This is a genomic window from Pseudoduganella sp. RAF19, assembly GCF_052114165.1.
Classification (GTDB): domain Bacteria; phylum Pseudomonadota; class Gammaproteobacteria; order Burkholderiales; family Burkholderiaceae_D; genus Rugamonas.
On sequence record NZ_JBFREF010000002.1, the window covers coordinates 318,410 to 340,095 of the forward strand.

Below are 21,686 nucleotides of genomic sequence, written 5' to 3' on the forward strand. Positions count from 1 at the left end.
GAGGTAGTAGAGCAAAAACATGACAAAGAAGAAAGATATCGAGTTTCTCCGCACAACGCACCTGCGTGGTCCTAACATCTGGACCTATCGGCCTGTGATCGAAACCTGGCTGGACATCGGTGAGTTCGAAAACCTGCCGTCCAATAAACTTCCCGGTTTCTACGAGCGCTTGACCGCCATGCTGCCCGGACTGCTGGAACACCGTTGCGGTGTCGGCGAGCGCGGCGGCTTCCTGGAACGCCTGCGCGACGGCACCTACGTTGGCCACGTTCTGGAACACGTGGTCCTGGAGCTGCAAAACCTGGCTGGTATGCGTACCGGCTTTGGCAAGACGCGCCAGACCGCCGAAGGCAGCGGCATCTACAAGATGGCGTTCCGCACCCGCCAGGAACAGGTTGGCCGCGCCGCGCTGGTCGCCGGCAAGGATCTGATGATGGCTGCCATCGAAGACCAGCCCTACGACCTCGCCGCGACCGTCGCCAAGCTGACGGAAATGGTCGAGTCGCTGTGCCTCGGTCCAAGCACCAGCAATATCGTGGACGGCGCAACCGACCGCAAGATCCCGCATATCCGTCTCACCGATGGTAATCTCGTCCAGCTTGGCCATGGCGCACGCCAGCGCCGCATCTGGACTGCGGAAACCGACTTTACTTCCGCCATTGCCGAAGGCATCGCCTCCGACAAGGACATGACCAAGGACCTGCTGAAATCGGCAGGCGTGCCGATTCCGGAAGGCACGCTGGTCAAGAGCGCCGACGAGGCATGGGAAGAAGCCCAGGATATCGGCCTGCCGGTCGCCGTGAAGCCGTATGACGGCAATCATGGCCGTGGCGTGTCGTTGAACCTGATGTCCGAAACCGACGTCAAGCAAGCCTATGACATCGCCGTGTCGCGTGGCGGCAGCAAGAGCGTGATCGTGGAGAAGTTCATCCTCGGTAACGAGCACCGCCTGCTGGTGGTGGGGCGCCGCGTAGTCGCTGCCTCCATGGGCGAATCGCTGTGGGTGAATGGCGACGGCAAGCTGAGCGTGCAGGAGCTGGTGGATACCCAGATCAACACCGATCCGCGCCGTGGTACTACCGAAGAACATCCGCTGAATATCGTGCAGCCGCGCGAGTCCGAAGAGGTACTGCTGGACCTGCAGCGCCAGGGTCTGACCCCGGATTCCGTCCCGGAAGCGGGCCGCAAGGTGCTGATTCAGCTGAACGGCAACGTGGCCAACGACGTGACCGACAATGTGCACCCGGCCGTGGCCGAGATGGCTGCGCTGGCCGCTCGCGTAGTGGGCCTGGACATCGCCGGCATCGATCTGGTCGCGCAAGACATTTCCCGTCCGCTGGAAGAGCAGGGCGGCGCCATCATCGAAGTGAACGCAAGCCCTGGCCTGCTGGCCCACCTGAAGCCTGCAGCGGGTGGCAAGGTGCGCAACGTTGGCGCCGCGATCGTGGACCAGCTGTTCGCACCGGAAGAAGATGGCCGCATTCCGATCATCGGCGTCGCGGGCAGCCGCCACACCGCGCTGATCGCGCGTCTGACTTCCTGGCTGCTGCAAATGAGCGGCCGTTATGTTGGCACCGCTTGCGAAGAAGGCGTGTACCTGAACGGCCGCCACGTGGCGCGCGGCCCGCTGGCTGAGTGGGAGTCCGGCCAGCGCCTGCTGCTGAACAAGAACGTGGAAGCGGCAGTGTTCGCCAACGGTAATCGCATGATCCTGACCGACGGCTTCTCCTACGATAAGTGCACCATCGGCATTGTGACCGACGCCAAGGGGCATGAGGACCTGGCCGAGTTCTACATCAACAGCCCGGAACAGATGTACAACGTGCTGCGTACGCAAGTAGACGTGGTGCTGCCGGAAGGCCATGCGGTGCTGAACGCATCCGACGCGCAAGTGGCCGAACTGGCCGAACTGTGCGACGGCGACGTGATCTTCTACGGCCTGGATGGCAAAGTGCCTGCCCTGGCTGCGCACCGCGAAGATGGCGAACGTGCAGTCTTCCTGAGCGAGAAAGGCTTCGTGATGGCGCAAGGTAACGATGAAATCGCGACCCTGCCGCTGTCCTGCCTGCCGAAGGGGCACGAGGAAAGCCGCGAGGCTGTGCTGGCCGCGATTGGCGCCGGGTGGGCCATGGGCCTGTCGCCGGACCTGATCGGCGCGGCGCTGCGCACCTACGAGTGGAACACCAAGAAAAACTGAACAGGAACACCCTTAAATGGAAGTCATTCGCCTCCGCGCCCTGCGCGGTCCTAATCTGTGGAGCCACCACACCGCCGTTGAAGCGATCGTGTCCTGCCCGCCGGAAGAGCGCGCAGTAGACAAGATCTCCGGCTTCGAAGTGCGCCTGCGCAAGCGCTTCCCGCGTCTGGCTCAGCTGCAGCCGGACGGCCATGCGGACAATATCCCGATGGCCCACGTGCTGGAACTGGCAACGCTTGGTCTGCAAGCCGAAGCGGGCTGCCCGGTGACCTTCAGCCGCACCACGCAAACCGTGGAAGATGGCATCTACCAGATGGTGGTCGAATACACGGAAGAAGCGGTGGGCCGCCTGGCGGTTGAACTGGCCGAAAAGCTGATCAAGTCCGCCATGGACGATACACCATTCGACCTGGCTGCCGCACTGCACGAGCTGCGCGAGCTGGATGAAGACGTGCGCCTTGGCCCGTCCACCGGCGCCATCGTGTATGCCGGCGTGGCGCGCAAGATCCCGTTCCGCCGCATGACGGAAGGCTCCATGGTGAGCTTTGGCTGGGGCAGCAAGCAGCGCCGCATTCAGGCTGCTGAAATGGACTCCACCAGCGCGATTGCCGAATCCATCGCACAGGACAAGGAACTGACCAAGAAGCTGCTGGACGCCGCCGGCGTGCCGGTACCGATCGGCCGTTCCGTGGACAGCGCGGAAGACGCCTGGGCCGCTGCACAGGAAATTGGCCTGCCGGTCGTGGTGAAGCCGAAGGACGGCAACCAGGGCAAGGGCGTGACCGTCAACGTGACGACCCGCGAACAAACCATCGCCGCCTTCAACGCGGCGCGCGAATTCCGCGACGATATCCTGGTTGAGCGCTTCCTGGCCGGCCACGACTTCCGCCTGCTCGTCATCGGCAACAAGCTGGTGGCTGCTGCGCGCCGCGATCCGCCGCATGTGGTGGGCGATGGCGTGCACTCGGTGCGCGAACTGGTCGACATCGTGAACGCCGACCCGCGCCGCGGTTCCGGCCACGCGACTTCGCTGACCAAGATCCGTTTCGACGATATCGCCCTGGCGCGCCTGGCCCTGCAAGGACTGGCTGCCGATTCCGTGCCGTCGCACGGCCAGCGCGTGATCCTGCGTAACAACGCCAATCTGTCCACCGGCGGCTCTGCAACCGACGTGACCGACGATGTGCACCCTGAAGTGGCGGCACGCGCCGTGGAAGCGGCGCAGATGATCGGCCTCGATATCTGTGGCGTGGACGTGGTGTGCGATTCCGTGCTGCGTCCTATCGAAGACCAGAACGGCGGCGTGGTGGAAGTGAACGCCGCGCCTGGCCTGCGCATGCACCTGTCGCCTTCCTACGGCAAGGGCCGTCCGATTGGCGAAGCGATCATCAACGCCATGTTCCCGGACGGTGAAGATGGCCGCATTCCAGTGGTGGCGGTGACCGGCACTAACGGCAAGACCACTACGGTGCGCCTGACCGCCCACCTGATCGCTGCTTCCGGCCTGCGCGTGGGCATGACCAATACCGACGGCGTGTACGTCAACGGCCGCCAGATCGATTCCGGCGACTGTTCCGGTCCGCGCTCCGCCCGCAATGTGCTGACGCATCCGGACGTGGACGCGGCGGTATTCGAAACCGCTCGCGGCGGCATCCTGCGCGAAGGCCTGGCCTTCGACCGCTGCAAGGTCGCCGTTGTGACCAATATCGGCGCGGGCGACCATCTGGGCCTGAACTACATCACCACCGTGGAAGACCTGGCGGTGCTGAAGCGCGTGATCGTGCAGAACGTGGACGAAAACGGCGTGGCGGTGCTGAACGCCTGCGATCCTATCGTGGCGGCGATGGCCTCCAAGTGCCGCGGCAAGGTGACCTTCTTCGGCGCCGACCGCTATCATCCCGTGGTCGCCACCCACAAGGCGCAGGGCCGCCGCGTGGTGTATGTGGAAGATGGTCAACTGGTGGCTGCCGAAGGCAAGTTCGAACAGCGCATTCCGCTGGCGGATGTGCCGATCACGTTCAACGGCACCATCGGCTTCCAGGTAGAGAACACCATGGCTTCGGTGGCCGCAGCATGGGCGGCGGGCATCGATTGGGATTCGATCCGCAAAGGCCTGCGCACCTTCACCACCGACAGCCACAACGCGCCGGGCCGCTTCAACATCTTCAACTACCGCGGCGCGACTGTGATTGCGGACTACGGTCATAATCCGGATGCGATGCTGGCACTGGTGCAGGCGGTGGAGGCGATGCCGGCTGCTGGCCAGCGTTCCGTGGTGATTTCGGGCGCGGGCGACCGCCGTGATGAAGACATCCGCGAGCAGACTCAGATTCTCGGCAAGTCCTTCGACTCCGTGATCCTATACCAGGACGCCTGCCAGCGCGGCCGCGCTGACGGTGAAGTGGTAGGCCTGCTGCGCCAGGGACTGGAAGGTGCAACGCGCACCAGGCAGATCGACCAGATCACGGGTGAATTCATCGCCATCGACACCGCGATGGACCGTCTGAAAGAGGGCGACCTGTGCCTGATCCTGGTCGACCAGGTCGAGGAATCACTCAACCACATCGCCAAGCGCATCGCCGCCGGCTAAACAAAAAGCCCGCTCCGGCGGGCTTTTTTATTTGGGCCGGATCTGATCCGCTTAGGCGGCGAGGATGGCTTCGGGGAGTTGGATGAGGCGGGCTGTTTCGCCGTCGACGAATTGGGGCGCGAAGACGCGCGATTCGGGGGCGCCGGTGGCTTCGGATTCGATCAGCGTGCACAGCAGGTCGGCTGCCGAGAGTGCCATCTTCTGGATCGGCTGCCGCAAGGTGGTCAGTTTGTAGCTGGCCCACGAGGCCGGCTCCACCGCGTCGAAGCCGACGATGGACATGCGTCCGGGCACATCAATCCCCAGCTCATGCCGCGCGCAATCCAGCGCGCCGATGGCCATGATGTCGTTGCAGCAGATGATCGCGTCCGGCGCCTTGCCGAGGCGCGTTATCAGCTCGCGCAAGCCGCGCGCGCCGCTGCTGTAATCGAATTGCCCAGTGACGATGGCTGGTTCGGGCAAGCCGAATTCGGCCAGATAATCGCTGGCGCCGCGCAGGCGTTCGCGTCCAACGGAAGAATCGACCGGCCCTGCGATGATGCCGAACTGGCGGTGTCCCGTCCCGGCAAGGCGCGAGGCGAGCATGCGTCCGCCTTCGTACTGGTCGCACACCACGCTGTTCACGCCGCCTTCACGCTGGTTGCGGTTGAAGACCACCACCGGCATGCGCCGCCGTGCGAATTCTGCAATCTGCGCTTCGGTGAGGCGCGCCGCTGCGACCACGCCATCCACCTGATACTGCCACACGTCAGCCAGGATATGTTCGACATCGGATTCCTGCTGCATGGTGAACAGCAGCACGCGCTTGCCGCGCCGGCTCAGTTGCTGGCTCAGTTCAGCGAGCGCTTCCGGGTAGTAGAGATTGGCAACATTGGAAATAATGACAGCCACTATATTCGAGCGGCGCGTGATCAGGCTGCGCGCGGCGGCATTCGGAATATAGTCCAGCCCTTCGGCGGCCTTCATCACGCGGGCATAGGTCTCCGGCGAAACGCTGGCGCCCGGCTTGAAGCAGCGGGAGACGGCAGACTGCGACACGCCAGCCAGCAGCGCGACGTCATACGACGTAACGCGGCGGCCTTCCTGAAGAATGGCCGCTTTGTGTTCCGCTGCATCGAGTGCTGGTGAGGGTTTCGTCTTCCGCATTCCTGCCTTTCCGGCATGTTGTCTGTAATAAATATGTTTTTCTGAGAATAAGACATAACTTGTCGCATGGCAATTAAATTCCCGGTTTTCGGCGGCGAACTGTCGCGTCGGTGCTAAAATACCGCCCCTTCAGCATTAAGGACCGTAATCCATGGCGAACGCTTGCGGTGTCGACTTCGGCACATCCAATTCCACCGTGGGCTGGGTACGTCCCGGCGAGTCCCTCATGCTGCCGCTGGAGGATGGCAAAGTGACGCTGCCTTCCGTGGTCTTCTTCAACGTCGATGACGACGAGGTCACCTACGGCCGCGCCGCGTTGGCCGAATATCTGGCGGGCTATGAGGGCCGCTTGATGCGCTCCCTGAAAAGCCTGCTGGGTACCAGCCTGATGGAGGGACAGACTGAAGTCGGCGGACGCGCGCTGCCGTTCAAAATGCTGCTGTCCCAGTTCATCGGTGAACTGAAGCACCGCGCGGAGCATGCGGCGGGCCGCAAGTTCGAATCCGTGGTGATGGGCCGTCCGGTGCATTTCATCGACGACGACAAAGCCGCCGATCAACTGGCGGAAGATACGCTGGCCGGAATTGCGCGTAGCGTCGGTTTCCGCAATATCGCTTTCCAGTACGAGCCGATTGCCGCGGCATTCGATTACGAGTCGCAGATCGATCGCGAAGAACTGGTGCTGATTGCCGACATCGGCGGTGGTACGTCGGACTTCTCGCTGGTGCGCCTGTCGCCGGAACGCGCCAGGCACGAAGAGCGCTTGCAGGATATTCTCGCCACCGGCGGTGTGCACATCGGCGGTACGGACTTCGATAAATACTTGAGCCTTGCGGCGGTAATGCCGCTGCTTGGCTACGGCTCGCAGCTGCTGAGCGGCGCCGAGATCCCGTCCAGCTACTATTTCAATCTCGCGACCTGGCACACCATCAATCTGGCCTACACCAAGAAGATGCAGGCGCAATTGAATGAGCTGGTGCGCGATTCGCGCGAGCAGGACAAGCTGATGCGCCTGCAGAATCTGGTCGAAGAGCGCGCTGGCCACTGGCTGGCGATCAAGGTTGAGGAAGGCAAGATCGCCTTGTCCGATGCCGACACCGTCAAGCTGGATCTGGAGCGCCTGCATCCCGCCGTCACGCTGGAGCTACAGCGCGAAACGTTCAACGGCGCCATCAATCACCTGGTCGGTTCGGTCGAGCAGACGGTGCAAAAGCTGCTGTCCGATGCGGGTTTGCACGCGGACCAGATCGACACCGTCTTCTTCACCGGTGGTTCCAGCGGCGTGCGTCTGCTGCGCGAACGCATCGCGGCCCTGGTGCCGGGCGCGCGCAAGGTGGAAGGCGATCTGTTTGGCAGTATCGGCGCGGGCCTCGCGCTGGACGCCGTACGCAAATTCGGTTGAGGAGACGAGCGTGCTGTCCAGACCTGTCGTCATGCTTGACTTTGAAACCACCGGCCTGTCGCCAGCGATGGGCGACCGTATCACCGAAGTCGCGGCGCTGCGCATTGAAGGCGGCCGCATCACCGAGCGCTTTGTATCGCTGGTGAATTGCGGCGTGCGCATTCCATCCTTCATCACCGGACTCACTGGCATCACGCAGCAGATGGTGGACAGCGCACCGTCTGCCAGCGAAGTAGTGCCGCAGCTGCTGGACTTTATCGGCAGCGATCCGCTGTCCGCGCATAACGCCAGTTTCGATGAGAAGTTCTTGCGCGCGGAAGCGGAACGCGTAGGGCGCGCGCCCGCGCACGTCGGCACCATCTGTTCGCTCAAGCTGGCGCGCCGCGTCTTCCCTGAACTGGGCAGCTACAAGCTGGGTCAGCTCAGCGGACGCCTGGGCATCAGCTTCCGCAGCGCGGCTCACCGCGCCGAGGCTGACGCGGAGGTGACCGCGGAAGTGCTGCTGCATATCGGACGTCACATCGCATCGACGTATGGCATTGTTGAGGTGACACCGGAGTTGCTGGCCGGCGTGAACAAGCAAGCCGCCGCGAAGGTGCCTGCCTGGTTGCAGAAACAATGCGCAACACAGGCAACCTTGTGACAAATGTAAAAACATGCTTACAATAGCGGGATGAAGTTTCGCCGCAACATCGTTCACGTCTTAGTCGCGCTTCTGCTGGTTCTGTCCCAGCAGCTGGGGGCTATTCACGCGGTGTCGCACATTTCCGGCTATCTGCACCACGGTTCGACTGAGCAGGCGCAGGACAGCGATGATTCGCGCACTTCGCGCGGCGGCATTGCCCTCGATCAGAATTGCGGACAGTGTCTTGCTTTCGCCCAGCTGGCGACCGCGCTTGATACCCCTTCCTTTACTTTCCCGGCCATGGAGCACAAAGCTCCCGTGGCCATCGTCGCCGACGCCGCTCCCGCCTGTGAGCGTACCGTCTGCGTCTTCCGTTCCCGCGCGCCACCTCAAGCCTGACAGCTGCATCACGTAATTCCGCGTTTGCCGGACAGCGTTTGCTCGTCCGAAAGCGCAGCCTGTCTATTTCCTATTGCTTGAGGTATTTGAATGAAAATCCAACGCACGCTGCTGGCCAGCGCCGTTCTCTCCGCTATTTCCACGCTCGCTTACGCCGATGACGGCGCGGCCGATGCCGATGTTCAGAAGGTTGTCGTAACGGCCAGCCCATTCCGCACCAACGAAGGCGATCAGATTCTCGCACCGGCCAAAGTGCTGGCCGGCGATGAGCTGCGCGACAAGGTCGGCAACTCGCTGGGCGAGACGCTGTCGAATGAGCTGGGCGTTTCCTCGTCCGCCTTTGGCGCCGGCGCATCGCGCCCCATCATCCGCGGCATGGAAGGCTCGCGCGTGAAGATGCTGGAGAACGGCATGGCGGTGTCGGACGTGTCCGGCCTGTCGAACGACCACGCGGTGGCGGCTGAAGGCACGGTGGCGCACCAGATTGAAATCCTGCGCGGTCCGGCGGCACTGCTGTATGGCTCCGGCGCGATTGGTGGCCTGGTCAATGTGGTCAATGAGCGCATTCCGACCAATCTCGAACCGAAGCCTACCGGCCAGATCGAAACCCGCTACAGCACGGTCGATGAAGGCCGCAGCGTGAATGGCACGGTCGATGGCACCGCAGGCAAATTCGCACTGCATGCCGATGGCAGCATCCGCTACACCAGCGATTACGAGATTCCCGGCTACCGCATCGCCAATGATCCGGCTTCGGGCAGCGGCCGCCTGCCGCACTCCGAAACGCGCGAGAAGACTGCGGGCCTGGGCACTTCCTATGTTGACGACTGGGGTTATGCCGGCGTGTCCGTCAGCACGCTGAAGAACCTGTACGGCATTCCGACCGAAGAAGGTTCAAAGATCGACCAGAAGCAGAACCGCTATGACTTCGACAGCCTGGTCAAGTCGCCATTCGCCGGCTTCGATTCCGTGCGCGTAAAAGCGGGCTACACCGACTATAAGCACACCGAACTGGAGACGGACGGCACGCCTGCCACCAGGTTCACCAACCGTTCGCTGGAGTCGCGCGTTGAGCTGGCGCATAAGGAAGTGCTGGGTTGGCACGGCACGTTCGGTGCGCAGACAGAGAACAACCATTTCTCCGCCCTGAGCGTTGACGGCGGTCCCGATACCGTGCCGACCACGCATTCGACATCGTATGCGGGCTTTATCGTTGAAGAGAAGGACTTCGGTCCTGTGCGCGTCAACGCGGGCCTGCGTTTTGAAAACGTGAAGCGCACGCCGGTCAACAATATCGAGCGCTCGTTTGACCTGAATTCCGGTTCGGTGGGCGCGATGTGGAAGTTCATGCCCGGCTATGCCGTCGGCGCGACCTTCTCGCACGCTGAGCGCGCACCGGCAACGGAAGAACTGTATTCCGGCGGCCCGCACGATGCGACCATCACCTTCGACATCGGCAATCCGAATCTGCGCAAGGAATCCTCGAACAATGTCGAACTGGATCTGCAAAAGAACACCGGGCTGATTCAATGGAAGCTCAACGTCTTCCAGAACAAGGTGCATGACTTCATCTATGGCCATATCACCGATGTGATGCTGGATGATGAAGGCAATCCGGGCGGCGACTTCCGCCAGCGTTTGTTCGAGCAAGCCAATGCCACCGTGCGCGGCGCGGAAGGCGAGGTGGAGTACAACCCGCACGGCATGGGCTGGAACGGCCGCGTGTTTGCGGACAACTCGCACGGCTCGCTGGACCAGGGCGGCAGCCTGCCGCTGCAACCAGCGACCCGCGTCGGCGCCAGCGTTGGCTATCGCACTGCCGTGTGGCGTGCGGGTATGTCGCTCACGCACGCGCAGTCGCAGGACCGCCTGGCTGTTTGGGAAACCACGCCGACGCCTTCGTATAACAAGCTCGATGCCAACTTCAGCTACACCCAGAAGTTTGCCAACTATGATCTGACGTACTATCTGATCGGCAAGAACTTGCTGAACGAAGAGATTCGCGTATCGACTTCGCTGCTGAAGGATGTGTCGCCACTGGCTGGCCGCGGTGTTTCTTTCGGTGTGAGAGCCAAGTTCTGATCCACGTTTGACGCCGCGCAAAGGCTGCCGGAGCTTCAAAATTAAACTTTAGATAACGTTTTGTTGGTTGTTTAAAGGGAGGCAGCCATGAGTGCGTATTCGTGGTTCCTGGAAGCAGCGGAACGCGGCGATCCCTACGCCCAGTTCAACCTGGCCCTGTGTTTCAAGCGGGGCCAGGCTGTCGCGAAGGACGAGCGCAAGGCCTTTACGTGGATGCGCCGCTCGGCCCATCAGGGCATCGCTTTCGCGCAAAACCACCTCGGTGCGATGTACTACAACGGTTGTGGCACCCGCCGCAACGACGCCGAGGCAGTCCACTGGTTCCGCCGTGCCGCGCGCCAGGGTGAAGCCTCTGCGCAGCAGAATCTTGGGCAGATGTACCGCAAGGGCCGCGGCGTGCCCCAGAACGACGAAATCGCCGCCAACTGGTTCAGCTGCTCGGCTGAGCAGGGGGTGCCCAGTGCCCAGTCCTTGCTGGGCGAATCCTATCTCAATGGCACCGGCGTGGTGCGCAATGTGCAGCTGGCGGCGGCGTGGCTGCGCAAGGCGGCTGTGCAGGGCGAGGTGGCGGCCCAATATCTGCTTGGGACGATGTACGCGAGCGGCACCGGCGTGCAGCGTGATCCTTCGCAAGCGCTGACGTGGTATCGGCTGGCGGCGGAGCAGGGTGCACCTAACGCCCAATTCAGCGTGGGCGTGCTGTACGCCAATGGCGATGGCGTGCCGAAGGATGAAGCCGCAGCCGTCGCCTGGTACCGCAGCGCCGCCGAACAAGGCGACGCCAGCGCCCAGAACAATCTCGGCGTCATGTACGCCAACGGCCAGGGCGTGAACCAGGACGACGCCGAAGCGGTGCGCTGGTATCGTAAAGCGGCCGAGCAGGGCCATCCGCTGGCCCAATACAACCTGGGCGGCATGTACGGCAGCGGCCGCGGCGTCCGCCGCGACCCTGTCCGCTCCCGCATGTGGCTCGCCCGCTCCGCCGAGTCCAGCGACGAGCGTTCCCGTAGCTGAAGGCGCTCCCGGCAGTTGGAACGATGACTAAATCGTTGCCAGTCAGTCCATTCCATGGCAGCATTGCGAAATGTCTTTTCGTCTACTTTTATTGCTTGCGGTTGCGTCGGGTGTGGTGAGTGCTGCGCCGGTGGATTGTGGCGCGGTGCTGGTGGCCAGCCGAGCTGAGCAGGTGAAGGTGCCTGACTGGCAGGCAGGCCGTCGCGTGAAGGGGCATGAGCGGCTGTATTTTCATTCCGCGCCGGACAGCGCCTGCCGCCAGCGTGAGCTATTTGTGGTGCCGGGCGATGCGCTGACGGCGTTCTACGAATACGGCACCTTCACTGAAGTCGTGTACACGCACCCGAAAACGGGGCGCGAATCGCATGGCTGGGTCGAAACCGGCCGGCTGGAGGAAACGATGGCCGGCCGCAGCGCCGGGCGCTAGCGTGCGTTGTGCGGTTCGCGGCGGCGGTCCAGGAACAGGCTGTTGCCGTGGATTTTCTTGGCCTGCTTCTTTGCTTCGGCCGCGCAGGTGGCGATCTGATGATGCGAGTAGAACTGATGCGGCTCGACCTTGATTGCGCCCAGTGACAGGCTCATCAGCGAATAAAACACTTTCTTGCCCTGGCGGTCTTCGCTGATATAGCCGCCGCGTTCCTGATCCTCCAGGCTGTAAAACTCGCCGATGCCGGCGCCGAACTCGTCCAGCACGGCGCGGCTGCGCTCTTCCCAGTCTTCGCTCTGGAACAGGATCATGAAATCGTCGCCGCCGATGTGGCCTACGAAATCGCGGTTGGGATCGCAATGGCGGGTCAGGATGCGTCCGGTCAGCTGGATCACATCGTCGCCGCGGCGGTAGCCGTACACATCGTTGAAGGGCTTGAAGTGGTCCAGGTCCACGTAGCAGACCCAGAAGCGCGTACCGCTTTCCAGTAAGCGGTCGATGTGTTCGTTGATCGGCACATTACCCGGCAGCTGGGTCAGCGGATTGGCGTAGCGCGCCGCGTTGATCTGCATCTGCGTGATTTCGCGCATCAGATCGTGGCCGGTGCCCATGCCCAGATAGCGGCCTTGCTCGGTGATGATGAAGCCGTTGAACAGGTGGTGGGCGTCGGACTCGGCCATCAGGCAGGACAGATCCTGCAGGCTGGTGTCCTTGTCGGCGATGATCGGCTTGCTGTCCATGAACAGGGTGCAGGGCTTCTTGCCATACAGCTCGCGCTGGTAAGGACGCGCGAAGTGGTCGATCATTTCGAAGCGCGACACCAGGCCCATTGGCTTATCGCGATCCACCACGGGAATAATGAGCAGCTTCGGATCGGCGAGGAAAATCTCGTAGACTTCATTATTGTTCATGCTTGGCGGAACAGCGTCCACCTGGTGCAGCAGCTTCTGGATGCTGGCGGCGTTCTTGGCCTGGCGCTGCGGATAGACCGCGACGCCATTACGCGCCAAAGCCTTCACCACTTCGGCAGGCGCAGCTTTGGCAGGTGCGGCGTGGGGGCGTCCCAGGTGATAGCCCTGCGCAAAAGCCACGCCCAGGTCGCGCAGCACCAGCAGCTCGGCCTGCTTTTCGATGCCCTCGGCGATGACCAGGGTGTTGGATTTGTCCGCAATCTCCTGAATGGAGCGCACAAACTGCAGCTTTACCGGATCGGCATTGATGCCCTGGATGAAGTGCATGTCGACCTTCACGTATTCCGGGCGCAGCTCGGACCACAGGCGCAGACTGGAGAAGCCTTCGCCCAGATCATCAATCGCAATCTTGAAGCCCATTTTGCGGTAGTGCAGCACCGCCTCGCGCATCAGCTCGTAGTCGTAGGTCGGCTGGTTTTCGGTCAGCTCGATGATGACGTTGGCCGGATTGATGCCGATTTCTTCGATGTAGCCCAAAGTTTCGCCGCTGCTGCCATCCTGCAGCACCAGGCTTTCCGGGCTGACGTTGAGGAACAGCTTGCCTGGTAGCTTCAGCTCGGCAAAGCGCTCCAGCACCACGCGGCGGCACAGATATTCGACTTCACGCGCCAGATTGTTGGCACGGGCGGCGCGGAACAGATTGATCGGCGCGTGCAGCGGGCTGTCGGACGGGCCGCGGATCAGGCCTTCGTAAGCGATGATGTCGCCCGTCTTCATGTCCACGATAGGCTGGAAGAGGGCGGTCAGCTGGCGGCGGGCGATAATGTCCAGCAAATGCTGGCCCAGCTGCTCATCCGGTGTAGGTCGCAGATAGCTCACGTTGGACGGAAGAAGGGCAGAGGGCGGGGTCATGGCGCAGAATGTTAATTTCTGAATGTGACAACTTAATGACTTGCAGCAAGAGAATTTCCCTGCCTTAGCCGCGCGCGGGGCGCTACAATAGGGAAATCCTTTACCAGATGGAAATCCCGATGCCGAAATTGTTACACGTTGCTGCGATGGCAATTTTCTGTGGCGTGAGCGCTGCTGCCAGCGCAAACATCGTGGTCCAGGTGACCGATGCCGCAGGCAAGCCAGTGCAGGATGCCGTGGTCTATGCGGAAGCCGATGGCGGCGCGGCGCTGCCCGCCACTCATAAGCCGGGCGAAATCAGCCAGAAGGGCCTGAAATTCATTCCGCTGGTAACCGTGGTTCAGACTGGCAGCAAGATCTACTTCCCGAATAACGACAAGGTGCGCCACCACATTTACTCTTTCTCGCCGGCGCACAAATTCGACCAGAAACTGTATAGCGGCACGACTGCCGATCCGCAGACTTTCGACAAGCCAGGCACGGTGGTCCTGGGCTGCAATATCCACGACAAGATGGTCGCTTATGTGCGCGTTGTCGATACGCCGTACTTCGCCAAGACCGATGAAAGCGGTTCGGCCACGGTCGATGCACCAGCAGGCAGATACGTGCTGAAAGCCTGGCATCCCGACATTACCGGCGGACACCCGCTGGAGCAGCAAGTGGCTGTGAAAGCCGACGGCGCATCCAGTGCCAACTTCAAAATCACCCTTAAACCGCCCGTGCGTGACGCGGATACAACGAGCAACTATTGAGAGTGCCCATGCGCTTCCGTAGCCTTGAGAGCCGGATTGTTACGCTGTTCCTTGTACTGCTGGTGGTAGTGCAGGTGGTGGGCCTGCTGGTCATCCAGCGCGGCATCAACACCAATGCGCGCAATTCGATCAGTGCCGAACTGGGTAACGGCGCCAAGGTGTTCACGCGCCTGATGGACCAGAATGCGCAAAGCCTGCGCTTCGGTGCGCGCCTGCTGACGCGCGATGCGGGTCTGCTGGCAGCCATCGGCAATACGGATGRAAGCGACCGCGCGACCATTGTGTCGGCGCTGGCCAATCATGGCCGCCGCATCAAGGCATCGCTGTCGATGCTGGTCAGCGGGGAGCGCAAGATCGTGGCGTCGACCAACGATGCGCAATCCGCAGCGCTGGAAAAAATGGTGCTCGGCCTGCTGGATAAGGCGGAACAGGACGAAGGCGCCAGCGGCATCGCCATGGTGGACCAGCGTCCCTACCAGGTGGTGGTGATTCCGGTGAAGGCACCGATCACGATCGGCTGGGTCGTCATGGCCTTCCCGATCGATGAACGCCTGGCGCGCGAGATGCACGAGATCACTTCGCTGCAGACGACCATCCTGACCATGGACCAGAAAGGTGGCTGGCTGCCGGTGGCGTCGACGCTGCCGCCTGCCAGCGTGGCCGATGTGACGCGCCAGATGGCGGGCGCCAACGGCGACAGCTTCGACCTGGATATTGGCGGCGACAAATTCCGGGTACGATTGCTGCCGATCGGCGAAGACAACGGCCAGCGCGCCGTGGTCGTGCTGGGCCGCTCGATCGATGAAGCGACCGCCGAATACGCGCGTCTGGAGCGCTGGCTGATTGCGCTGACGATCGCCGGGCTGGTGGTATCCGCCGTGGCGAGCGTGCTGACCGCGAAGCGCATTGCGCAGCCGCTGACCGAATTGGCCGACACCGCCAAAAAGCTGGAGAAGGGCGATTACAAGGCGCAGATTGAAGTGAAGCGCGAGGACGAAATCGGCGACCTGGCCACGGCCTTCAACAGCATGCGTGACGGTATCGCCAAGCGCGAGCAGGAGATTCGCCGTCTCGCATACTGGGACACGCTGACCAATCTGCCGAACCGCGCGCAATTCCTGCTGTTGCTGAACGACTCCATCGCGGCGGCCCGCAAGCGCGGCGAATCGCTGTACGTGCTGATGATGGACCTGGACCGTTTCAAGCACGTGAACGACGTCATGGGCCACAGCTTCGGCGATGCCTTGCTGAAGCAGGTGGCAGGCCGCCTGCTGCATCAACTGGCCAACCGCCGCCACACTGCGGCGCAAGTGGCGCGACTCGGTGGGGACGAATTCGCGGTGCTGCTGCCGGGCGCGGAACTGGATCATGCCATCGTCATTGCCTCCGAAATCCTGACCGCGCTGGAAACGCCGCTGTCGCTGGACGAGCAGATGGTGGACATCGGCGCCGRCATTGGTATTGCAGGCTTCCCTGATCACGGCAAGGATGGCGAAACGCTGCTAAGCATGGCCGAGGTGGCGATGTACGCCGCCAAGCAGCGCCACGATGGTGCAGTCGTGTACAGCGCGGATATCGACAAGGGCAGTGAACAAAGCCTGTCGCTGATGACGGAACTGCGCCATGCAGTCGAACGTAACGAGTTCCGCCTGTTCGTGCAGCCCAAGATCGCGCTTGGCAACGGCCACGTGGTGGGCGCGGAAGCGCTGGTGCGCTGGGCGCATCCCGAACGCGGCAACGTTTTCCCCGACCAGTTCATTCCGTTCGCGGAGCAGACCGGCTTCATTCGCGTGCTTACTCAGTGGGTGCTGGAGCGTTCGGCGGAGCTGTGCCACGAACTGGCGATGAAGGGCATCCACCTCAAGATTTCGGTGAATCTGTCCACCCGCGACCTGCTGGACCAGGAACTGCCCTTCAAGTTCGCAGGCATCTTCGCGCGCCATCAGGTGTCGCCGGGCTCCTTCTGCCTGGAGATCACGGAAAGCGCGATCATGGACGATCCGGTGCGCGCGCAGCAAACGCTGGAGCGCCTGCACGCCATGGGCTGCGATTTGTCGATTGACGATTTCGGTACCGGATATTCTTCGCTGGCTTATCTGAAGCGCCTGCCGGTCGATGAACTCAAGATCGACAAGAGCTTCGTGCTGAATATGGTGGAAGACGTGGGCGATGCCAAGATCGTGCGCTCCACCATCGACCTTGGCCACAATATGGGCCTGCGTGTGGTGGCGGAAGGCGTGGAAAGCCAGGAAGCCTGGGACATGCTGGCCCGCCTGGGCTGTGACCAGGGCCAGGGCTACTTCATGAGCCGTCCGATCGCAGCCGATCAGTTGGCGGGCTGGGTTGAAGCCTGGCGTTCGCCGGTGCACGCAACGGCCACTTTCGCCGAATAAAAAGCGCCGCAGGCCCCTGCGGAAGCTTTCAAATTTGTCAAAATCCGCGCTATGATCGCTCGACCGCAGCGGCAGGAGACGTCCGCTGCGACGACCTTCATATAAGGATTAAAACAGTATGCATATTCGCCGCGCCACGCTCGCCCTGTCCCTGCTTGCTGCCTTTGGTGGCAGCGCCATCGCTCAAAATTGCCCTGGTGGCGCTTCCGCCTTCCAGTATCCGCTGACCAAGAAGGTCGACCAGCAGGACAACTACCACGGCACGACCATCGCCGATCCTTACCGCTGGCTGGAAGACGCCAATAGCGCCGACACCAAGGCCTGGGTGGAGGCCGAGAACAAGGTGACGCAGGCTTACCTGTCGCAGATTCCCGAACGCGAGGCGATCAAGACGCGCCTGACCAAGCTGTGGAATTTCGAGCGCTTCAGCGTGCCGTTCAAGGAAGGCGGCCGCTATTTCTACAGCCGTAACGACGGGCTGCAGAATCAGTCCGTACTCTACACGGTGAAGTCGCTGGGCGACACGCCGCGCATGCTGCTTGACCCGAATGCCCTGGCTGCTGACGGCACCGTGGCGCTGGCAGGCCTGGCCGTGAGCCCGGACGGTAAATATCTCGCCTACAGCATCGCTGCTTCCGGCTCGGACTGGAATGAAATCAAGGTGCGCGATATCGAATCCGGCCAGGATCGTACCGACCATATCAAGTGGGTGAAATTCTCGAATACGGCTTGGGCGCATGACGGCTCCGGCTTCTACTACAGCCGCTATGACGAGCCGACCGAGGCGGCCAAGCTGGCAGGCGTGAATTACTTCCAGAAGCTGTATTTCCATAAGCTGGGCACCGACCAGAGCGCGGACGTGCTGGTGTACGACCGTCCGGACCAGAAGGACTGGGGCTTTGGCGCCAGCGTGACCGACGATGGCCGCTATCTGGTGATCAGCTCCTCGCAAGGCACCGATCCTAAAAAGCGCATCTTCTACAAGGATGTGAAAGCAAAGAATGCGAAGGTGGTTGGCCTGCTGGAAGCCTTTGATGCGGACTACGACTTCATCGACAATGACGGTCCCGTGTTCTACTTCCGCACCGATAAGAATGCGCCGAAATCGCGCATCATCGCGGTCGACGTGCGCAAGCCTGCGCCGGCTGACTGGAAGGAAATTGTGGCCGAAGCGCCGCAGACGCTGACTGGCGCAAGCATCGTCAACAAGGAGCTGGTGCTGAATTATCTGACCGACGCACACAGCGCCGTGAAGATCGTTGACCTGAAGGGCAAGCCGTTGCGCGAAGTTTCATTGCCGGGCATCGGCTCGGCGGGTGGCTTTGGCGGCAAACGCGCGGATACGGAGACTTTCTATTCTTACGCCAGCTTCACCACCCCGTCGACCATCTACCGCTATGACATGAAGACTGGCCAGAGCAGCGTGTTCCGCCAGCCGAAAGTGGACTTCGATCCGAGCGCCTATGAAACGCGCCAGGAATTCTTCACCAGCAAAGACGGCACCCGGGTTCCACTGTTCATCGTGTCGAAGAAGGGCCTGAAGCTGGACGGCAGCAATCCGACTTATCTGTACGGCTATGGTGGTTTCAATATCTCGCTGACGCCTTCCTTCTCCGTGGCCAATCTGGCCTGGGTTGAAATGGGCGGCGTGTACGTGATGGCGAATCTGCGCGGTGGCGGTGAGTATGGCGAGGCATGGCACAAGGCCGGCACCAAGCTGCAGAAACAGAATGTGTTCGATGACTTCATCGGTGCAGCGGAATGGCTGATCGCGAACAAGGTGACGTCGCCATCCAGGCTGTCGATTGGCGGCGGCTCGAATGGCGGCTTGCTGGTTGGCGCAACCATGACTCAGCGTCCTGACCTGTTTGCAGCGGCGCTGCCTGCGGTCGGTGTGATGGATATGCTGCGCTTCCACAAGTTCACCATTGGCTGGGCGTGGACGTCGGATTACGGTTCGTCCGACAACGCGGACGAGTTCCAGGCGCTGGTCAAGTATTCGCCGCTGCATAACTTGAAACCAGGCAGCTGCTATCCGGCCACCATGATCACCACCGCTGACCACGATGACCGCGTCGTGCCGGCGCACAGCTTCAAGTTCGCCGCAACCGCGCAGGCCGACCAGGCCGGCCCGGCGCCGATCCTGATCCGCATCGAAACTAAAGCTGGCCATGGTGCTGGCAAGCCCACGTCCAAGCAGATCGACGAAGTGGCTGACAAGTGGGGCTTCCTGTACCGCACGCTGGGCATGGGTACCTCCGGCATGGCCGGAAGTGTGCCTGCTTCCGCGGCGCCGGCGGCACCGTCCGTTCCCTCCGCCGCAGGCGCGAGCAACGCAGCGGGCGCGCACTGATGGCCGCCCGCACAGCCGCGCCGGCGCGCGTCGCGCAGTGGCACGGCGTGGCGTTGGTGGGCGCGCTGCTGGCCGCGCCGTTCGTGCATGCAGCTGACGCGCCGCCAGCGTCGTTCGCCGAGCAAACCAAGGCCCTGCAAGCGCAGCCCGGGTTTATTGATCTGTGGCGCGATGCCGACAAGGGCAGGGTGCTGCTGGCGGTGTCGCAGCTGGATCAGCCCTTCCTGCTGGTCAGTTCGCTGCCATACGCGCTGGGCAGCAATGACGTCGGCCTGGACCGCCGCCAGCCAGGCGAAATGAAACTGGTGCGTTTCGAGAAGCACGACAAGCGCTTGTTCCTGGTGCAGGTCAACACGCGCTTCATCGCCAACTCGAAAGATGCGGAAGAGCGCCGCGCGGTGGAAGAGTCCTTCCCTAGCGCAGTGTTGTGGTCGGGCGACATCCTGGCCAGCGACGGCAAGCGTCAGCTGGTCGATTTCTCCAGCTTCCTGCTGGCCGACCAGCACGGCATCGTGCAGCGCCTGCAGGACGCGAAGCAGGGCGGATACAGCGTTGACGGCAAGCGCAGCGCCATCCTGCCGCAGGAAGCCAAAGCCTTCCCCGAAAACATCGAGCTGGAAGCGCTGCTGACGTTTGCTGGCCCTGGCCAGGGCGAGTTCGTCAAACAGGTCGCCGCCGACCCGGCCAGCCTCACGCTGCGCCAGCATATCAGCATGGTGCACCTGCCGGATGCGGGCTATCAGCCGCGCAGCTACCATCCCGCATCCGGTGGCTTCGATACGGGTTATTACGACTACGCTCAACCGCTGGCATCGAGCCTTGACGTGCGCTGGCAAGTGCGCCACCGGCTGGAAAAGACCGATCCAGCGGCCGCCGTCAGTCCGGTGAAAAAGCCTATCGTCTATTACCTTGATCGCGGTGCGCCGGAACCGGTGCGCTCTGCGCTGCTGGATGGCGCCCGCTGGTGGGCCGCAGCCTTCGAGAAGGCCGGCTTCAAGGACGCCTTCCGTGTCGAGCTGATGCCCGAGGGCGCCGATCCGATGGACGTGCGCTACAACGTCATCACCTGGGTGCACCGCGCCACGCGCGGCTGGTCTTACGGGAACGCACTGACCGATCCGCGCACCGGCCAGATCATCCGCGGCGCCGTCACGCTGGGCTCGCAGCGCGTGCGTCAGGACATCCTGATCGCCGAAAGCCTGCTGGCGCCGTATGGCAAATCGACGCCGGCCGAGCGCAAGCGGGCCGCCGAACAAATGGCGCTGGCACGCCTGCGCCAGCTGGCGGCGCACGAAGTCGGGCACACGCTCGGCTTTGCGCACAACTTTGCCGCCAGCCGCCATGGCAATGGTTCGGTGATGGACTACCCGCATCCGGTACTGAAGCTTGGCGCCGATGGACGCATCGAGCTAAGTGACGCTTATGGCACCGGTGTCGGTCCGTGGGACGAGTACATCGTCAAATACATCTACGGCCAATACGCCGACGAAGAGACTGCGCTGGCCAAGCTCCGTGCCGACGCGAATGCAGCAGGCATGCAGTACGTGAGCGATGCGGACGCGCGCTCGCCGGGATCTGTGCATCCGAATGGTCTGCTGTGGGACTTTGGGCCGGACTCGCTGAAAACCTGGGATCAGCTTGGCGCCATCCGGCGCAAAGCATTGGATAGCTTCTCGCTCGACGTGCTGCCGAATGACCGCCAGACCGGCGAAATCGAAGCGCGTCTGGTGCCGGTGTATCTTCTGCAGCGTTACCAGGGTGAAGCTGTCGCGCGCCTGATCGGTGGCGGCGAGTTCGATTACAGCACCAGCGGTGACGTGAAAGCGGGCCGTGCGCAGCCCGGCGTGCGCCTGGTGCCGGCGGCCACGCAGCGTGCCGCATTGACGCGGATGGCTGATACGCTGCGCGCCGAGTATCTGGCGCTGCCGCAGTCCGTGCTGGACATGCTGACACCGCCCGCGCAAGGATACGAACGCAGCAAGGAGTATTTCGGCACCCGCATGAACAGCGTGTTTGATGCCTTGTCCGCTGCGGAGACGGGCGCCGCGCAGACTGCGCAATTCCTGTTCGATGCGACGCGCATGAATCGCGTGGCGTGGCAGCACGCACGCGACGCTGCGCAGCCGGGTGTGCAGGAGGTCCTCAGTGCCACGCTGGCGAAGACCTGGAAGCGCGATGCGGTGCCTTCGTCGCTGACTGGCGGCGAGGCGGTGCAGCTGGCGTCGGACTGGGTGGTGCTGGATACGCTGCTCAAGGTCGTGGATGACGGCGGGCTGCACGCGAATGTTGAAGCCGAGGTGCGTGCGCAGCTGCGCGAGCTGGCGGTCTGGATGAAGAAAAATCCGGGCAAAGGCGTGACTGCGGACAGCCGCGCGCAGGCGGCGGACTACATCACGCGATATCTGGCTGATCCGCGCAGCGTCAAACTGCGTGCGCTGCCGACGATTCCGCCGGGTGCGCCTATTTGATCAGCCAAAACCGGT

Annotated in this window: 14 protein-coding genes; 12 read left to right on the forward strand and 2 right to left on the reverse strand. The window is 62.4% G+C overall.

What is annotated here, in order from left to right; genetic code table 11:
• The first annotated feature begins 19 nt into the window (after nt 1-19).
• Both AB4Z19_RS06110 and cphA read left to right on the forward strand, forming a co-directional pair.
• A complete protein-coding gene (locus AB4Z19_RS06110) occupies nt 20-2,197 on the forward strand; it encodes a cyanophycin synthetase (protein WP_442027621.1) in 2,178 nt (725 codons plus the stop codon).
• A 16-nt stretch (nt 2,198-2,213) separates the two neighbouring features.
• Nucleotides 2,214-4,787: a cyanophycin synthetase gene (cphA, locus tag AB4Z19_RS06115; protein ID WP_442034667.1), complete on the forward strand. Its 2,574-nt coding sequence runs from the start codon at nt 2,214-2,216 to the stop codon at nt 4,785-4,787.
• Between the two features lie 51 nt (nt 4,788-4,838).
• Here cphA and AB4Z19_RS06120 read toward each other — a convergent pair whose 3' ends face one another.
• Nucleotides 4,839-5,933 (reverse strand): LacI family DNA-binding transcriptional regulator, encoded by a 1,095-nt coding sequence (locus AB4Z19_RS06120; RefSeq protein ID WP_442024416.1) that lies wholly within the window; start codon nt 5,931-5,933, stop codon nt 4,839-4,841.
• A gap of 151 nt (nt 5,934-6,084) precedes the next feature.
• Between AB4Z19_RS06120 and AB4Z19_RS06125 the strand changes: the two genes are divergently transcribed.
• The 6 genes from AB4Z19_RS06125 to AB4Z19_RS06150 all read left to right on the forward strand — a co-directional run bounded on the left by AB4Z19_RS06125 (nt 6,085) and on the right by AB4Z19_RS06150 (nt 11,882).
• A complete protein-coding gene (locus tag AB4Z19_RS06125) occupies nt 6,085-7,335 on the forward strand; it encodes an Hsp70 family protein (protein WP_442024418.1) in 1,251 nt (416 codons plus the stop codon).
• Between the two features lie 10 nt (nt 7,336-7,345).
• Entirely contained in the window at nt 7,346-7,978 is a 633-nt protein-coding gene (locus AB4Z19_RS06130) for an exonuclease domain-containing protein (RefSeq protein ID WP_442024420.1), read from the forward strand.
• 30 nt (nt 7,979-8,008) lie between these two features.
• Nucleotides 8,009-8,359: a DUF2946 family protein gene (locus AB4Z19_RS06135; protein ID WP_442024422.1), complete on the forward strand. Its 351-nt coding sequence runs from the start codon at nt 8,009-8,011 to the stop codon at nt 8,357-8,359.
• A 90-nt stretch (nt 8,360-8,449) separates the two neighbouring features.
• Nucleotides 8,450-10,441 carry a TonB-dependent receptor gene (locus AB4Z19_RS06140; protein ID WP_442024424.1) on the forward strand — a complete coding sequence of 664 codons (1,992 nt, stop codon included), beginning with the start codon at nt 8,450-8,452 and terminating at the stop codon, nt 10,439-10,441.
• An 87-nt stretch (nt 10,442-10,528) separates the two neighbouring features.
• Nucleotides 10,529-11,455: an SEL1-like repeat protein gene (locus AB4Z19_RS06145; RefSeq protein WP_442024426.1), complete on the forward strand. Its 927-nt coding sequence runs from the start codon at nt 10,529-10,531 to the stop codon at nt 11,453-11,455.
• Between the two features lie 70 nt (nt 11,456-11,525).
• Complete coding sequence (locus AB4Z19_RS06150; RefSeq protein WP_442024428.1) at nt 11,526-11,882, forward strand: hypothetical protein; 357 nt, start codon at nt 11,526-11,528, stop codon at nt 11,880-11,882.
• On the opposite strand, the gene AB4Z19_RS06155 is transcribed toward AB4Z19_RS06150, so the two are convergent.
• A complete protein-coding gene (locus AB4Z19_RS06155) occupies nt 11,879-13,705 on the reverse strand; it encodes a GGDEF domain-containing protein (RefSeq protein WP_442024430.1) in 1,827 nt (608 codons plus the stop codon). The two genes, AB4Z19_RS06150 and AB4Z19_RS06155, sit on opposite strands and share 4 nt — an antisense overlap.
• A gap of 119 nt (nt 13,706-13,824) precedes the next feature.
• Here AB4Z19_RS06155 and AB4Z19_RS06160 point away from each other — a divergent pair, with 119 nt between their 5' ends.
• The 4 genes from AB4Z19_RS06160 to AB4Z19_RS06175 all read left to right on the forward strand — a co-directional run bounded on the left by AB4Z19_RS06160 (nt 13,825) and on the right by AB4Z19_RS06175 (nt 21,671).
• Complete coding sequence (locus AB4Z19_RS06160; protein WP_442024432.1) at nt 13,825-14,457, forward strand: methylamine utilization protein; 633 nt, start codon at nt 13,825-13,827, stop codon at nt 14,455-14,457.
• An 8-nt stretch (nt 14,458-14,465) separates the two neighbouring features.
• Complete coding sequence (locus AB4Z19_RS06165; protein ID WP_442034669.1) at nt 14,466-16,850, forward strand: EAL domain-containing protein; 2,385 nt, start codon at nt 14,466-14,468, stop codon at nt 16,848-16,850.
• A 118-nt stretch (nt 16,851-16,968) separates the two neighbouring features.
• Nucleotides 16,969-19,203 carry a prolyl oligopeptidase family serine peptidase gene (locus tag AB4Z19_RS06170; protein ID WP_442034671.1) on the forward strand — a complete coding sequence of 745 codons (2,235 nt, stop codon included), beginning with the start codon at nt 16,969-16,971 and terminating at the stop codon, nt 19,201-19,203.
• Nucleotides 19,203-21,671 carry a zinc-dependent metalloprotease gene (locus AB4Z19_RS06175; RefSeq protein WP_442034673.1) on the forward strand — a complete coding sequence of 823 codons (2,469 nt, stop codon included), beginning with the start codon at nt 19,203-19,205 and terminating at the stop codon, nt 21,669-21,671. Before AB4Z19_RS06170 ends, AB4Z19_RS06175 begins: the two co-directional genes overlap by 1 nt.
• Nucleotides 21,672-21,686 lie beyond the last annotated feature (15 nt).